The sequence below is a fragment of the Singulisphaera photorubra genome, from assembly GCF_045290345.1.
Taxonomy (GTDB): domain Bacteria; phylum Planctomycetota; class Planctomycetia; order Isosphaerales; family Isosphaeraceae; genus Singulisphaera.
Genome location: NZ_CP155447.1, coordinates 7775952 through 7792077, shown reverse-complemented (window position 1 = coordinate 7792077; position 16126 = coordinate 7775952). Strand labels below are relative to the sequence as shown.

At 64.3% G+C, this 16126-nt stretch carries 13 protein-coding genes; 7 read left to right on the top strand and 6 right to left on the bottom strand.

Annotated elements, in window-relative coordinates:
• Window positions 1–417 precede the first annotated feature (417 nt).
• The 4 genes from V5E97_RS29330 to V5E97_RS29315 form a co-directional block, all read right to left on the bottom strand.
• Window positions 418–1020: a hypothetical protein gene (locus V5E97_RS29330; protein WP_406695111.1), complete on the bottom strand. Its 603-nt coding sequence runs from the start codon at window positions 1018–1020 to the stop codon at window positions 418–420.
• Between the two features lie 469 nt (window positions 1021–1489).
• Complete coding sequence (locus V5E97_RS29325; RefSeq protein ID WP_406695110.1) at window positions 1490–4870, bottom strand: protein kinase domain-containing protein; 3381 nt, start codon at window positions 4868–4870, stop codon at window positions 1490–1492.
• 42 nt (window positions 4871–4912) lie between these two features.
• Entirely contained in the window at window positions 4913–5521 is a 609-nt protein-coding gene (locus V5E97_RS29320; protein ID WP_406695109.1) for a sigma-70 family RNA polymerase sigma factor, read from the bottom strand.
• Window positions 5522–6041: 520 nt separating this feature from the next.
• A complete protein-coding gene (locus V5E97_RS29315; RefSeq protein ID WP_406695108.1) occupies window positions 6042–6266 on the bottom strand; it encodes a hypothetical protein in 225 nt (74 codons plus the stop codon).
• Between the two features lie 317 nt (window positions 6267–6583).
• Here V5E97_RS29315 and V5E97_RS29310 point away from each other — a divergent pair, with 317 nt between their 5' ends.
• The 4 genes from V5E97_RS29310 to V5E97_RS29295 all read left to right on the top strand — a co-directional run bounded on the left by V5E97_RS29310 (window position 6584) and on the right by V5E97_RS29295 (window position 9950).
• The gene (locus tag V5E97_RS29310) at window positions 6584–7081 is read left to right on the top strand and encodes a metallophosphoesterase family protein (RefSeq protein WP_406695107.1); all 498 of its coding nucleotides are present in this window, start codon (window positions 6584–6586) and stop codon (window positions 7079–7081) included.
• Between the two features lie 167 nt (window positions 7082–7248).
• Window positions 7249–7998, top strand: a complete 750-nt coding sequence (locus V5E97_RS29305) for a putative sugar nucleotidyl transferase (protein ID WP_406695106.1) — start codon at window positions 7249–7251, stop codon at window positions 7996–7998.
• A complete protein-coding gene (locus V5E97_RS29300) occupies window positions 7914–8591 on the top strand; it encodes a hypothetical protein (RefSeq protein WP_406695105.1) in 678 nt (225 codons plus the stop codon). The genes V5E97_RS29305 and V5E97_RS29300 overlap by 85 nt, the downstream gene beginning before the upstream one ends.
• A 384-nt stretch (window positions 8592–8975) precedes the next feature.
• Window positions 8976–9950, top strand: coding sequence for a DMT family transporter (locus V5E97_RS29295; protein WP_406695104.1), 975 nt, complete (start codon window positions 8976–8978; stop codon window positions 9948–9950).
• A 52-nt stretch (window positions 9951–10002) separates the two neighbouring features.
• Here V5E97_RS29295 and V5E97_RS29290 read toward each other — a convergent pair whose 3' ends face one another.
• Entirely contained in the window at window positions 10003–11157 is a 1155-nt protein-coding gene (locus V5E97_RS29290; RefSeq protein ID WP_406695103.1) for a hypothetical protein, read from the bottom strand.
• 327 nt (window positions 11158–11484) lie between these two features.
• Between V5E97_RS29290 and V5E97_RS29285 the strand changes: the two genes are divergently transcribed.
• From V5E97_RS29285 to V5E97_RS29275, 3 genes are read left to right on the top strand one after another with little or no spacing between them, the layout of a single operon-like run.
• Entirely contained in the window at window positions 11485–12609 is a 1125-nt protein-coding gene (locus V5E97_RS29285) for a hypothetical protein (protein ID WP_406695102.1), read from the top strand.
• Window positions 12606–13622 (top strand): D-2-hydroxyacid dehydrogenase, encoded by a 1017-nt coding sequence (locus V5E97_RS29280; protein ID WP_406695101.1) that lies wholly within the window; start codon window positions 12606–12608, stop codon window positions 13620–13622. Before V5E97_RS29285 ends, V5E97_RS29280 begins: the two co-directional genes overlap by 4 nt.
• A 54-nt stretch (window positions 13623–13676) precedes the next feature.
• Entirely contained in the window at window positions 13677–14519 is an 843-nt protein-coding gene (locus V5E97_RS29275) for an MOSC domain-containing protein (RefSeq protein ID WP_406695100.1), read from the top strand.
• A 90-nt stretch (window positions 14520–14609) separates the two neighbouring features.
• Here V5E97_RS29275 and V5E97_RS29270 read toward each other — a convergent pair whose 3' ends face one another.
• Window positions 14610–15845 (bottom strand): M48 family metallopeptidase, encoded by a 1236-nt coding sequence (locus V5E97_RS29270; protein ID WP_406695099.1) that lies wholly within the window; start codon window positions 15843–15845, stop codon window positions 14610–14612.
• Window positions 15846–16126: the final 281 nt, after the last annotated feature.

The following is a 16126-nucleotide window of genomic DNA, read 5'->3' as shown; positions in this document are numbered from 1 at the left end:
CCTCATGGAGTAACCGGGTTGGCTCAGCGAGCTTAGGCCAGACGGGAAACCGGATTCGTTAGCCCTTATCACAATACCGTTGATTCCCATGAATTCGTCTCACCAAAATTTTGCGAGCACAGGTTCGATCTCTGTGACGCGAAATTCGGGTCGCCCGGAAAATCCGCGATCGTCGCGTTGAGGGCATCGGCCTCGTCCTGACTCAGAGGCGGGACCTCATCGACCTGATAGGTCGCGCTGAACGTCCAAGCGCCATGCAGCCCCCATCGTTTCATCACAATGTTGTCATATTTATTCGATTTCGCTGACGAGCCAACGGCAATTCAAAAACTCGTTGATCAGCGGTCTGCGTGATGGTGTCGGCAAACTGCCCGGCGCCCGGAAGGGGCGCCGGGCGACCCAGTTCGCGACCGAGGCTCACCGACCGATCTTGTGGCAACGGTGGCGCGTGCCGGCGGGGGAGATCGTCCCAAGGAATGAGCCGGTGGTCGTGCCGGCGACCGTGTCGTAGTCGCGCTCGATGGTAAAGCTCCCGGTGGCGCCGGCGAAGCGGCCCGTACCGCCTGTGATGGTCGCGGTTTCCACGATATGGAGCACTCCGGTCGTCCCCACCGGCACTGCCTGCCCGGTCACGTCGGCGGTCAACGTGTCGCCGTTGGCCGCCGTGAAGGTATAGGTGCCGGTGGCGACCCTGGTTGTGGCATTCACGAGATGCGGGAATGAGAACGTGAACCGACCCAGGTGAGCCGCGTGCCCCGTGCCCTCCACGAGTACGGGCGCCCCCGATGGGCCAGGAGTGCCTCGGGTCACGACCCCATCCAGACTGCCGCGGAAAGTCACCTGCTTTCCTGCCTTTTCGAGACTCGCCACGTCGGCCCGAGGCGTCGCGCCGAGGGGGTAGATCGCGGTGGGGCTGGCACTGAGCAGCGCGCGATCCTCCAGCGTCTCCAGGGCCCACCGGCGGGCCGTCGTGTGCGGGGGACGGGGATTCGATGAGCGGAAAGACTTCAATGTCCACATGGCGCAATCTCCCATGGGGGGTGAGGTCTGCAAACATGACAGGGCGGCTATCCCGGCGCGCAGACCTGGCGCTGGGGAGGTTCCGTGGCCGGTGATTGTCTTTCTTCGCGTGCGGGACTCAGAGTCTGTCCCAGAAGGTGAATCCCACGAGTGCTTTTGAATGATCTGCTGGGTGCCATGCGGTTCCGTACTCGGAACCCATGCGGGAATGCCTTGGCCTGGCGTGCACGGGTTCCGAGTACGGACCCCGTGGCACCCAAACGGCCTTCAATTTTCGGTTTCCCTGAACTTACGAGACAGACTCTCACCGGCCGATTTGCTTCAACGGATCACCAATGGGCGTCCGGTGACTCGCCCCACGAGGGCGTCACGGCGGCCCACCGGGTGGCGCGGCGCAGACCAAGGGGCCGGCGTGAGTATGCTGCCCTCTACCAGCCAGGCCGCCCAGGATGCCGCCGAGACGAGTTCGCTAACGGTCAGGAACGTCTCCCAATCGCGTCACGTCCCAGACCTTGACCGTGTGATCGCGGCTTCCCGAGATCAAGCTTTGGCCGTCGGGGCTGAACGCCACGCTGCTGACGAGGCCGGTATGGCCGCGGAAGCTGCGGAGCAATTCTCCGGTGTGACTGTCCCGGATCTTCACGGTGCCGCCCTCACCCGCCGAGGCGATCCACCGGCCCGGGCCGGGGCTGAAGGCCACGGTGCAGACCTCGCCGCTGTGTCCCCGAAGGGTTCGCAATTCGTAACCGGTCTGCACGTCCCAGAGCTTGACCGTGTTGTCCTCGCCGGCCGTCGCCAGGCGCTGGCCGTCCGGGCTGAATGCGACGTTCAGGCACTGCACTTGGACCCGCGCCGGGAGGGTGATGCGGGCGACTTGCGGCTCGTCCAGGCGGGTCGCGTCCCACAGTTTGACCGCGCCGTCACTGCTCGCTGAAGCCAGGTGGCGGCCGTCGCGGCTGAAGACTACTCCGCGGATCGCCTGCTCATGGGTGCCGAGAGTCCCGACTGGCCGTCCGGTCCGCCCGTCCCAGACCTGCACCTTCCCGTTCCCCCTCCCCGTGACCAGGTATCGGCCGTCGGGATCTGGACTGAACGCCACGGCGAAGAACTCCGGGTTGCCCGGGAGCGTGCACTTGAGCGTGTAGTCTTCCCTTCTGGACTTCGGGTCCCAGACCTTGACCGTGAACAGCCCACCATCCGCCCCGGCGGAGGCGATCCGCTGAGCGTCGGGGCGCCAAGCCACGCAGAAGACGATGTCCCGGTGGCCGTTGAACTCGGCGCCGACCCGTCCGGTCTTCGGGTCCCAGACCTTGGCGGGCGCGTTGAAGCCGGCCGAAACAACCTCCTGGCCGTTGGGGCTGACCGCCAGGCTCCAGACCTCATTGCGGTGTTGTGTGAAGGTCAAGGTTTCCCGGCCTTCGTGACCTTGAAGTGGGGTCGCGTCCCAGACGCGGATGGTCCCGTCCTTGCTGGCCGAGACGAGGCGCCCGCCGTCCGGGCTGAATGCCACACACTCGCAGACGCCGGTGTGTCCCCGGAGGCCGATCACCTCTCGGCGAGTCGTCGCGTCCCAGACGCGCACGGTCTTGTCTTCACCGACCGAAGCGAGGCGCTGGCCGTCCGGGCTGAAGGCGGCCCCCAGGACGAGTCCGCTATGCGGGAGCGTACGGAGGAGCCCGCCGGTCGTCGTATCCCAGACGTCTAGGCGGCGGTTGAAGCTGGCCGAAACCAGCCGGGCACCGTCCGGGCTGAACGTCAAGGCGGTGACAGGATGGCGGGCGTCGCGGGATTCGGGGAAAGTGTGCAGCGGTTCGCCCCCCGCCTCGGCGTCCCAGAGCCTCACGCTTCCCCGCCAACTCCCCGTGGTCAGGTAACGCCCGTCGCGACTGAATGCCACGCTGATCGGACGCTTTTCGTGCCCGGGGAAGGTATGCAAGGGCCGATTATTCCTCCAATCCCAGGTCTTCGCGGCACCGTCATATCCCGCCGCGAGTTGTCGGCCATCGGGACTGAATGCCGCGGCATAAGCGGTCCCGAAGACGTGGACGGGACCGCACGGGCGAGTGAATACGGCGTGACCGGTCGTCAGGTCCCAGACTTTCACCTGCTCGTCCGCGCCGACGGAGGCCAGGTGCTTGCCGTCGGGGTGGAACGCGATGCTGGAGACGTAGCCGGTGTGGGCGTTCCCGATCGCCCGAATCACCCGACCCGACCTGATACTCCAGACTTTGACGGCCCCGTCCCCGCCCGCGGAGGCGAGTGACTCTCCGTCGGGGCTGAACGCCAGGCTCTTGACTTCGGTCGTGTCACGCAGGATGACCGGTTCCACCCGGCAAAGCCGCATGAGGTAATGCCACTCCCACTCGCGCAGGTCTCTCGGGCACTCGCCGAGCAGTTCGAGGGCAGGGCCCAGGTTATCCGCAGACAGTTCGCGGTGCGCCAGTGCGATCCGGTGGAAGTACGCATCCCGCCGCACGCGTTCGACGGTCCGCGCCAGTTCGTCCTTGGCCCGGGTCTCGGCTCGCAGCGCCTTCGCCGTCGCCCGTTGCTCGCTCGCGATCCTCAGCGTGCTCGTCGCCAGTCCCGCCAACGCCACTACCACCGCCAGGACCATGGCCGCCGCGGCCGCGACCACGCTCCGGTTCCGCCGGGCGAACTTGCGGAAGCGGTACCACGCCGACGGCGGGCATGCCAACACCGGTTCGTCCATCAGGTAGCGCCGCACGTCCGCCGCGAAGCCGCTGGCCGTCTCGTAGCGGCGGTTGCGGTCTTTCTCCAGGCTCTTCATCACGATCCAATCCAACTCGCCCCGCACCAGCCTCGTCAGCCCGGCCGGCTCCACGTTCCGACTGGCCGAGATCGACGCCAGGGCCGCGCCCGAAGCGCTCAGCCGGTTGCTCGGCCTCGGCGACTCCTCCTCCTTGATCATCCTGAGGATCTCGCCGAAGGCGGCTTGCTTCATCCGTCGATGAATCAGCGGCGTGCTGCCCGTCAGCAGCTCATAGAGGAGTACGCCCAGCGAGTAGATGTCGCTGCGGGTATCGACGCCCAGGGCGCTCATCTCCGCCTGCTCGGGGCTCATGTACTCCAGGGTGCCGACCAGGGTGCCGTACTGCGTGAACAGGGTCCGCTCGGTCAGCTTCTGCTCGATCGCCTTGGCCACGCCAAAGTCGATCACCTTGGGCACCGGCTGGCCGTCGTAGAGCGTGACCAGGACGTTGGACGGCTTAATGTCCCGGTGGATGATCCCCTTCTGGTGGGCGTGCTGGATCGCCTGGCAGACCGGCACGAACAGCTCCAGCCGCTGCCGCAGGGTCAGCCGGTTGTTGTCACAATACTGCGTGATCGGCACGCCGTGGACCAGTTCCATGACGAAATAGGGATGGCCCGAGTCGGTGGCACCGGCATCGAGTACTCGGGCGATGTTGACGTGGTCCATCAGGGCCAGCGCCTGACGCTCGGCCTCGAACCGGGCGACGACCTGGCGGGAGTCCATCCCCGCCTTGATGACCTTCAGAGCGACTTTGCGACGGACGGGCCGGTCCTGCTCGGCCATGTAGACCGTGCCCATGCCCCCCTCGCCGATCTGCTGGAGCAGCCTGTACGGGCCGATGTCCGTGCCGATCCGTTCAGCAGGGGAGGCGGAAGCCATCAATATGGTGGGCGAAGCGGGCGGAACTTCGAGGAAGCTCCCGGCCTGAAAGTGGGCATCGACCAGCCTCTCGACGCGACGACGCAACTCCTCATCCGGGCCGCAGGCGTCGGTGATGTACGCGGCCCGTCCCTCGGGCGAGGCGACCTCGATCGCGCCGCAGAAGATCGCGTCTAAGGTGGTGTCGCTGCTGGCCATGGGGGGGTCCCGAACGAGTTGCCTCGCATTACAGTGCGAGTTTCAGGGCGAGGGGGGATCACCTCCGTCGGTTTTTTTCCCCCCGGGGTCCGCCTCCCCGTCGGACAGGGCGGCGAAGAGCCAGGCGCGGGCGACGGCCCAATGGCGTTTGGCGGTGACCGGGGAGATTCCCAGGCACGCGGCGGCCTCATCGACCGAGAGGCCCGCGAAGAAACGCAGCTTGACCAGTTCGGCCTTGAGCGGTTCCCGCTCGGCGAGCGCGGTCAACGCCTCGTCGAGGGCGAGCAGGTCATGGAATCGGTCCTCGACCGGGAGGGCAAGCGCCTCGAGCGGGAGCCGCTTGCGGTCGCCGCCGTGCTTGGGGCGTCGCTTGCGGCGGGCGTCGTCGACCAGGATTCGGCGCATGGCCTCTGCGGCCGCGGCGAAGAAGTGCCCGCGGCCGTTCCAGTCCCGGCCGCCCTCTCCATCGAGCAGCCGCAGGTACGCCTCGTGGACCAACGCCGTCGCCTGGAGCGTCTGTCCCGGCTTCTCCTCGCTCAGCTTCCGGGCGGCCAGCCGTCGCAGCTCGTCATAGACCAGGGGGAGGAGTTGCTCGGCGGCCCGCGGGTCACCCCGCTCGATGGCCGAGAGGATGCGTGTGACTTCGCTCATGGGGAAGATGATCCCGGCCGCTCCGCTCGCGCAGCGGCCGTGTCTCACCTCGGGGCGTCGTCGCCCCGATTCGATGCGGCAAGACGGCCAGCACTGCGCGAACGACTCTCGTCCACGGTAAACCTCGTGGACGTGTCATGATAGTAGGTAGCCGCCCTGCCGGACCGACCCCGAGGCGACAATCCGGCATCCGGCAGCGAGGTCTCGGCGCAGTCGGCCGAGGATGCGGTTGGTACGCGATGGCATGGCAAGTGTCCCTCCGCTCCCATCCTCTGTTATCCAACCCGACCCCAAAGACAGGGAGCTGGCGCTTTCCAGCTCGCCTTTCGGGCGAGCGAACCAATCAGAATGCCCCGCTCTCCCTACCGATTTGGTTAGGGAGAAGCGGGGCATTCGAGGACAGGTGGGACATCCGACCCTTGGATCAGTGGTCCTTCCCTAGCGGGGAGTAACCCGTAAAGGCCGGTAGAACGGGGCGGTGGGGCCTCCGGTGTCCCAGGAGAGATCCTGGCCCGACCGCTCAGCTCTGGCTCCGACCATGGGTAAATTCATGCTCCATTAAACCGAGGCGACCCTCTCCGGCATCGGGGGCTTCCGATAGCCCGGCGTCGCGCATTTCGGGGGCCTCACGAGCGAGTTCGGCTTGCTCAGGAGCCTCGGTCTCGTAGTTAATAGGCTCGACAGTCGAAACGGACGTCGAGTGCTCGGCCGTAATGAGACGCTGGGAACGAGTTGCGATCGACATGCGATACCTCCCCGCGAAACGCGGGAAAAAACAGGGACGGGGAGCCGTGATCCGGCGTTGCGGACCAAATCAAACTCCCTTCCCGCGACCGACCTTTCTTGCGGTCGGCCGCGCATCCACTCATGACAAGAGTGGCGCAGAGTCTTCCAACAACCGCGGCCTCAGGACAAAATCGACATCCGGGGTACGCGGTCTTGTGTTCTCCATTGGCTAGTTTACCGCCGGATTCCCGGTTCGACCAGAGTGAGAGCGATCTTCAGCCAATCTCCTCAACCGAAACCAGGGGCCGATGACGATTCTTCTCAACGGGAGTCACGATGCGAGTCGGAATCCTTTCCGATACCCACAACCGCGTGGAACGAACCAGGCTCGCGGTGCAGTTATTGATTGCTGAGGGAGTTCAGGCCCTCATCCATTGCGGCGACCTCACAAGCTGCGAAATTGTCGAGGAATGCTCCGCTCTCACTTGCTATTACGTGTTTGGCAACAACGACTTCGATGAATCCGAACTCAGTCGTTCGATGACCCTCGGAGGCGGCGTCTGCCTGGGAAAAGGAGGCGAGTTCACCCTGGCGGAACGACGGATCGCGGTCACTCACGGCGACTCGGCACGGGAGATCCGCCGCCTCGCCGCGCTTGCCCCCGATTACCTGTTGTACGGCCACACTCACGTTCCGGCCGACGAAAAACACGAGTCGACTCGATATATCAACCCCGGTGCGCTTCATCGTGCGCCAACCTGGACGGTCGCTCGACTCGATCTGGCATCAGACGAACTGCTCTATTTGGATGTTGTTGATCATCAGCGAAGTTGAGATTCGGGCCCGTCAAAAGGTTCCGACCTGGCAGACTCTGAGGATTGCGGCCTATAATCACGGTCGCGATGCCGGCTAAGGACGGCAATCTCGACATCGCTGCTATCACCCGCGCACGACGCGGTGCGTGCGAAGGTCGACATGCCGATTTAGCTACGGAGGGATTCATGCGTCTCTGCCTGGTTGAAGACAACGCTGTCGCAGGCCTCGAGCCATTGACTCTGACCCGTCCGGTGTTCGCCCTCGTTCTGGGATCGAACACTCTCGGCACTAAAATCGTCAAAGCCTTCGGTGTTGGTCCGGGCCCCAACCGCAGGGGTGTGGTTATCCGCCCGTACCTGGCCGCGCTCCAGCAAGCCCGCGACCCACACACTCCTGTGAACGATCGCGACTGGCTAGCGCGTGGCCCTGTCCTGGCCGTCAACAGCCGCTGGGTACCCCCCCCGAATCTGGAGGTACCGAGCGACACCACGCCCTGGGTCGGCCTCTGCAACGGCCAACCGGCCTGTGCCTTGGTCGGCCCGGACCAGGCGATCGGGTTGGAGTCGAATAACGCCGCCGCCTGGTTTGATGAGCAGATGTCCCGGATGGGCGGTGTGGAGTTGGGGGGGGAGTGGATCGAACGCCCCTGGGACATCGTCATCAAAAATGCCGACCACCTGGTTCGCGACTTCGAAGCCGATGGCAAGGTGGGACTGAGCAACCGCCATCTCACAACCGCTGCGCTGGTGGGGCCGGCCAATCGCCTCTTCGTCCACGAAACCGCGAGAATCGACCCTTACACGGTTTTGATACGACCAACGGCCCGATCACGGTATCAGCCGGAGCCTGGGTGCAACCCTTCACCCGGATCGAAGGTCCCTGCTTCATCGCTCGCGACACTCAGCTCTTCCGCGCCAATCTGCGGGGCGGGGTAACTCTGGGGCCGAACTGCCGGATCGGCGGCGAAGTCGAAGCGACGGTCGTCCACGGCCACTCGAACAAATATCACGAGGGGTTCCTCGGACACGCCTACGTCGGCGAATGGGTCAACCTGGGAGCGATCACCTCCAATAGCGACCTGCGGAACGATTACGGCGAAGTTTTCGTCCCGCTGGGCGGAGACCCGATCGGCACAAAACAGGCCAAGGTGGGTTGCTTCATCGGCGACCACACCAGAACCGGCTTGGGCAGCATGCTCAATACGGGCACGGCAATCGGTGTGATGTGCAACGTCCTGCCGGCCGGCCCGTTGTTGCCCAAGCACGTCCCTTCTTTCACCGCAGTGCTTTATGGCAAGGTCGCGCCCGGCTTCCCGCTCGAGCAAATGTTCGATACAGCGCGCGTTGTCATGGGGCGGCGAGGGCAGATCTTCACCGAGGTTGAAGAGCATCTCTACCTCAACCTTTACGAGCAAACCCGACTCGAGCGTGAACGGGCCTTCCAACGTGCCCACGAGCGCCGGAACGATAACTGGCCGGTTGCAGGGCGGCCTCCGCTCAACTCGAGTCAGGGAATCGCGAACCTCTAACCGACCGATTCCCGGTTCCTATCCGAGGAACCGGGAATCATCCCGGCATACGTTCACAAAAGGGTTCCTCGGACTTCCCCAATCTGCAAACCGTGCCTTGGCACTCCTCCCCACGCCAGACCCCGAATCCAAGGGGGGCACCTCGGTCCTCACGCCGGCGAATTTCTCGACGAAGCCCAACCAGCGAGAATCCTCCCACAGCATGCCGCCGCCCTTCATTTTTCCCTCACAATCGGGGCCGTCCCACTCGGCCAAGGCAAGCGGCACGCGATCAAGGCGAACCTTTTCGCTTGCCCTCCGCTCTAGGATGGGGGATGTGGAGAGCGAATGTGTAACCATCGCTCGAAAAAACATACTGAGCTGTCGAGAAGGCGGTCGAGTGCCATGTCGGTGACGGAGATAGTTTCCGAGGAATCGAGTACGGATCGGGTCGGGGAGCTTGGTGCCTATGTTTCACTCGCGCTGATGGTCTTGATCGGATCGACCACGGCGACGGCCGCGAAATATGTCGTCCGCGAATTGCCGGTGGGGCTCATCCCGGTGATCCGGTTTGGCTGCGCGGGTCTTTGCCTGCTGCCGGTCGTCTGGCGTGAAGGCGTCTTGAGCCGCCTGATTCGAACCGATGGACTGCGACTCCTCGTCGGCGCGGCGCTCTGCGTTCCCATCAACCAGTCGTTCTTTCTGAACGCAACGCGGCTGGCGCCCACATCACACGTCGCCTTGTTCTACGCGGCGGTCCCTCTGGTCGTGCTGCTGCTCGCCAGCGGCTTGGGCCAGGAACGCCTCAATCTCGACCGACTCGGTGGCGTCCTGGCAAGCATCCTGGGCGTCCTCGTGATCGGCCTGGGGAACTTTTTGCATGGTGGCACTGCGGAGCGGAACGCGGTCTGGGGAGACCTCCTGCTCGTCGGGGCAGTCGTGTCGTGGGGCGCCTACATGACGGTCAACAAGCCGCTGGTCGCAAAGCACGGGGCCCTACCGGTGCTCGCGGCCACGTTCCTGCTTGGCAGCCTCCTTGACTTGCCGATCGCGCTGGCGTCGTTGCCGAGTTGGTCTTCGCTCGAGGCCGCCTCACCGGCCGCCTGGCGGGGCCTCGCCTTCTTGATCCTGGTGTCGACCATCCTCGGTCTGGCCTTTCAGAACCAGGCGCTTCGCCGGCTCGATGCCAGCCAGGTCGCGACGGTCGGCAACGCCTCACCCATTCTGACCGTGCTCTGGGGGATCTGGCTCTTTCACGAAGCCGTGACACCCAGCCTTGCCCTCGGCGGAATTCTGACGCTCGCCGGAATCGTCTGGACCAGCCGCAAAGACTTCAAATTCGCCCCGCAACTGGCGCCCGCCGATTCAGTCTCGCTCTGAGAGGGCGAACCGTTCCAGGCGAGCGAATTTATTAGGCGAAAGAATTCCTCAATTAGCGGCCCGACTTCACGATGATCCGAGATTCCTCGACATCCTCCAGCGGAACGGGCGAAGGATCAGGGCGGTACGGGGGCAAGTTGACCCAGCGAGAGGTCGTTGCGGAGTCCCCTGCGAGGTCTCGACGAAGCATTCTCCCGAGCTCGGTCGTCAGGGTGAAGGCTCCACGACCGTCGAGGTGAGTCGCATCGACAAATGCGGTATGGTCATACCCCGCGTGGCGTCCATCGACGATGGTGAGATGAGGATAGGGGTGCTGAAACGAGCGGACGAATTTCAGATATCCTGACTCGGCCCCCGTTTCCTCGCGTTTCGTTTGAAGCGCGGGGGAGACCGGGGGAAGGAGCCAGTAGACCCGGATCCCACGCTCCGCTGTCAAGTCAAGAATTCGACGAACATAAGTCTTGTTCACGCGATGGCAGTACCAGAGATGCGAGAGCAGGGTCTTGTGCTGCTCCGCACTGACCTCGCCGTTGAAGGCGGGGTTCCTGGCCGCGACATTCGCGCCGTCGTTGACCCCCCAGTTCCGCTGACAGACCCGGTTGATGAGCCGCATCGGGGAATCTTCCCCCCGCAGCGCCGCCAGAATCGCGCCGCGGACTTCCAGGCGTCCCCGGAATGTCGGCAGGAGTCGCCCCAGGGCGAGGTTGACCAGGAGTGAGCCGCCGTGGTCGTGTCGTGCCAGATCCAGACCTTCGCGAACCGTGAGGATCTCCTGCCAGTAGCGAAGGTTGTAGCGAGGACTGCCGACGAGAACCCCCGGCTTGAAGTCGACCACGATCGCCTTCGGCCGGGCTCCTGCGTCGAGGGCGCGACGGAGCAGGAAATAGGTCGCCGGCGCGGGACCGCGGGCGACCGCCAGGTTGCAGACCCGCTCTCCCGTTTCCGCTTCGAGCACGGACGGAATGACGCCGTGCTTGACCAGGCTGTCGCCCACGCCAAGGATCGTGCACCCCGGCGCATCGCGATGAGTCGCCTGGGCGCTGAGCTGCCAGCTCAGACTGACCGGATCCGAGAAATCAAGCGGATGCCGGGCCACCACCCCGCATTCGATCAGGGCCAGCAGGCCGAGCATGCCGAGAAGACCCCAGGGAATCGAGGTCGAGACACGAGCCCGCGCAGGCGGATTTCCCGCCAGCTGGCCAGACACGCGAGGCGATCGGGTCCGACTCGCCGGACCAAGGAGTCGAGGCGAAGACATCGCTCAAAGCCCTTCCTGAACCGCCAACAGCCCGAGCGACCGGATCGTTTCGACCGGATCGCCAAGACCTTTCTCGCCTCATCCAGCGCCAATAACCCAAAAAAGTCCAGGCCAAAGGGCGTACTCGATCGCGCTCGAGAACGAGAATTCGGAGGGACAAGCGACACGATTTGCAAGGCCTTGCCGCCCCGTCACCGAGTCGGTTATCCTCGCCGACCTTCCCATCCTTGGCCGAATTTACTGCGTCGCATCCTGGCGATCTGTACGAGGTTTTCCATGGGACGTTGCGGCGGGCTGGCCGTATATGTGACGAGCCACGGCTTTGGCCACCTGAACCGCTCGGTGGCGGTGATCAACCGGATGCCAACCGACATCCCGGTCACGGTCCGTTGCCATCCGAACCTGTTCGCGCACTGGCGAGAGCGGCTGCGTCGTCCGGCGGAACTCGAGGCTCACGTCTCGGACGTGGGTGCCTTGAACCCGCCCGGCGATAGCAATGCGACCGACGGTGAGGCCACACTGGCGATGGCAGGACGCGTGCATGCCGAGGCGATCGCCCGTGTCGACGAAGAGGCGAACAAGCTTCGTGACGAAGGGACAGCGGCCGTGCTCTGCGATGTCCCGCCCGTGCCGCTGGTCGCCGCGCGACGCGCGGGGGTGCCCGGATTCCTGCTGGCCAACTTCACCTGGGCCGATATCTATGCCCCCTACGCCAAGGCGATGGGGGGAGAAGCCACGGCCTTTGTCGCCGAGATGCGCCGCGACTATCGCCAAGCCACGGCCCTGTTCCGGGCCGAACCGGCGCTCCGGATGGCGGAGCTCGCTCCGACGATCGAGGTCGGAATGGTCGTGACCCCCGGGCGGAATCGGCGAGACGAGCTCGTGAAACAGCTCGGGCTTTCCCCCGCCGTCAAGCTCGTCTACTTCTACATTGGCCGATACGGCCAGGCGAATCTCGGCTGGGAGCGTCTCGAAAGGCTCCAGAGCCGTGGGATTCACTTCGTCGGCTTTCATGAGGCACCGGTGGGCCCGTTGGCCAACCTGCACGCGATCGCGGCGACCGAATGGACGGGAGCCGACCTGGCGGCCTCCGCCGATGCGATCGTGGCCAAGGCCGGCTATGGAACCACCTGCGAGGCCATGGTTTCGGGAACACCGATGATTTATCCTCCCAGGACCGGCTTCGCCGAACATCGAGCCTTGGATCGCGCACTGCGAAGCTGGGGGGGTGGCGTCCCTGCCTCCGCGCGGGCCTTTGCCGAATTCCGGCTCGACTCGCACCTCGAGAAGGCCCTAGCATTGAAGCCTGGTCCCCCTCCGTTTCCCGCCGACGGCGCGGGTCGGGTCGCCGAACGGCTGACGCAGACCTGCCGGAGTACACCGCCTCGGAGACCGCGATGAGTTCGACCCAGATCGTGATCCACCCCGCCGTTGAGCCCGAGCGGTTCACCATCCTCCAATCCAAGTTTCCCGACGCCCATTGGGTCAATGCCGCCAATCCGGCCGAGGCCTTGGCCGCGATGCCCCAGGCCGACGCCTTCCTCGGCAAGGTCACGCCCGAACTGCTCGCGCAAGCCAAACAGCTTCGCTGGGTTCAGGCGTTCACCGTGAGTCTGGAACACTACATCTTTCCCGAACTCGTGGATCATCCCTGCGTTCTGACCAATGCGCGGGGCCTGTTCGGCGACGTTATCGCCGACCAGGTCATGGGGTACGTCCTCTGCTTCGCGAGGAACCTGCACACGTACTTGCGACGCCAGGTTGAGCATCGTTACGAACCCGTCGGCGGCGAGTCTGCTCGCGTCAACAACGCCTCGGGACCGGGAACGGTCAATGCGATGGATCGGGCCACGATCTTCCTTCCCGACACGACGATGGGGATCGTTGGCTTCGGAGCGATCGGCAGCGAGATCGCCCAACGCGCACTTGCGTTCGGAATGACCGTCCGCGCAGTCGACCGCTACGCCGACCGAAAGCTGACCCCCGAGGGAGTGGCCTCGCTGGACGGACTGGACCAGCTCCCCGAGTTACTGGCCTCAAGCGACTTCGTCGTCATCGCTGCTCCCCACACGCCGGAGACTGTGGCCCTGTTCAACGCCGAAACCCTCGCTCAGATGAGTCCGACCAGCTATCTGATCAATATCGGGCGAGGCGCGATCGTGGTCCTCGACGACCTGGTGGCGGCCCTCCGCCAAGAGCGGATCGCGGGAGCCGCACTCGACGTCTTCGAGGTCGAACCACTCCCCAAGGAACACCCGCTCTGGGATTTCCCCAACGTCATCATCACCCCCCACACGGCCGGCTATTCCCCAGCGATTGCAAAGCGTCACCTTGCCATCCTGGTCGAAAACGTCCAGCGATTCCGCCGCGGTGAACCGCTGATCAACGTGGTCGACAAGGCCATGTGGTTCTGAATCCGTCGGCACGACCTCAGCGTCAGTCGCATCAATCAATCGGGGGCAGCGACGATGAACGAGTCTCCAGGGTTCGTGATTGGTCGGGTCAGCGAGATCCGACGATATCCCGTCAAATCCATGCTCGGCGAGGAGTTAGACTCAGCCGAGGTGACCGAACGCGGGTTGCTCGGCGATCGGGCCTACGCGCTGGTCGACTCCGAAACCGGCAAAATCGCAAGCGCGAAGAATCCAAGACGATGGCCTAATCTGTTCGATTTTCGAGCTGGGTTTGTGGAACCGTTCGCCGAAGCCGTGCCCTTGCCTTCGGCCCGGATCACGTTCCCGGACGGTGAATCCGTGACCACCGACCAGCCCGACGTCGAGGCGAGGCTCTCCGAGGCGGTGGGACGACCTGTGCGCCTGGCTCGCTCTGGCATCGACGGTGCCACGGCCGAGGGGTATTGGCCCAACCATGACTGGCTTGCCAATCCGGACGAGGTTTTCCAATTTCCTCTGCCAGCGGGCACGTTCTTCGATGAAGCAATGATTCACTTGCTCACGACGGCGACGCTCCACCGCCTGCAAGCCCTGGCTCCCGAAAGCCGATTCGACGTGCGACGGTTCCGCCCAAACTTCGTCATTGACCCCACAGACCCCACAGACCCCACAGACGCCACGGACGCATTTGTCGAGAACGACTGGATTGGACGGACAATCACGATTGGAGAAACACATCTGCGGATCAACGGGCCATGCCCGCGCTGTGTCATGACGACGCTGAGCCAGGGCGACTTACCGAAAGACCCCCGGGTGCTCCGGACGATCGTCCAGGGGAACGCAGGAAACGCCGGTGTCTACGCATCGGTCGTCCGCGGGGGAGTTGTCCGACGGGGCGACGCGGTGATTTTCGCGTAGGTCCGGGGATGAACTTGCCTTCGTACTTCCGCGCCCAACTGTTGATTGAGCTGAGCGTCCAAGCCGGCCAGGACCGAGTGTTCTCAAGGGTCAAACCCTCAGCTTGTGGAAGACACTCGGTTCGATGGCGGGGAGGCCGAAGAGCCGGTTGTGGAGCATCTGCTCGAGCGTTTCGAGATCGCCGACATACGAGGTGGCGGGGATCGTGTCCCCGTTGGCGCTGGCAGGGTCTGGATAGGATTGAAGAAGTGCCAGGCGGTCGGGCAGGGGAGGGTGCGCGGGGTCGTACGTGTCCCTGCTGGTCAGCACTTGCAGGCGCATCGCGGTATGAACCTCGGCGGGGAGCCGATACCAGAAGGCACGGAAGAAGGCATACAGATTGGGTGCATCGGGATCGTCGGGGTTGTAGTGTTCGAGAACCTGGCGAAAGAGCGGCTGAACGAGCGCGACCTTCACCAGGGCCGAAGCCGCCGCGCTGCCACCGGCGATCGCGGCCGCCGAGCGATCGGCCCGCGTTTCCTGCCCGCGTGCAATCGGGCCGATGAGTCGAGAGGACCAGCGGAAACAGGTCCTCGCCAGATACCCGAGCAGCCCGTGCTCTTGCCCCTCGGCTCGATCGAGCGCCTGACGCAAGCCTTCGACGAACCGAACCGAGCGGGCCGCGCGGGTCGCGTCACCCCGCGCCAAGTGGGCGAGCTCATGCCCCAGGATTGCGCGCATCTCAGCCATCGTGAGCACGCGTAACAGCGGCAGGCCAAGAATCAGGGCTCGCGAACGATCCCAGGCGACGACGCCGCAACAAGGCAAATAGGTCAGTCGCACCTGCCCCGGCGGCTTCACCCCAATCCGACGCGCAACGTCATCCATCGCTGAGAACAGCAGGGGGGCATCCGACCGCGCGAGCACCGGCCCCAGGTCCGCGTCAGGATCACGCGTCTCGGTGATCACGTGAACCCCACCCAAGGTCTCGAGGACCCCGCCCCAACCTCGAACCTCGTCACGAAGCCAGCCCTGAACGACCGGCAAGAATCCCCCGAGGGCAATCTGACCAGCCGCGCCGATGAGGATACCGGCCCAGTACGCATTCTCCAGCCAGCGCAGCGCGATGCCTCGCCAGAACAACGAGAAGGAGCCTGGCGGCGGCGGTTCAGTGTTGGAACGAGCCGCGGCCAACTCGTCGGTCGGCTCGCGCCGCCGCGCACGAAACGTCTCGCGGCAGTGCGCACAACGAAGTCGATGCTCATCGCCCGCGACCTCGTCCAGCGGCTCCAGTCCCGAACCGCAACCAGGACAAAGCAACCCGCGGGGGGGTTGCCCTCGCTCCATCAGTCGCCTCCGCGATGTGTCGACAACCGGTTGGCCAGAACTGGCCATCATGATGACCTCAATGATTCAAATTATCCCTGATCTTCTTCGGAGGATATCCCAGTTTGTTATTTCCGCGAGACCTCTGAAGAAGAAAAATCGAAGAACATCTCCTCGACCTGCATCGCCAACCCCAGTCAACCGCATGAGTTGAGTCGCCCCGAAGGCTCTGTCGAATTCCAACCTTAAAAGTTTCGGGATTCACGAGTTCGAGACGACACGGATTGAAATCCAGACGTTTG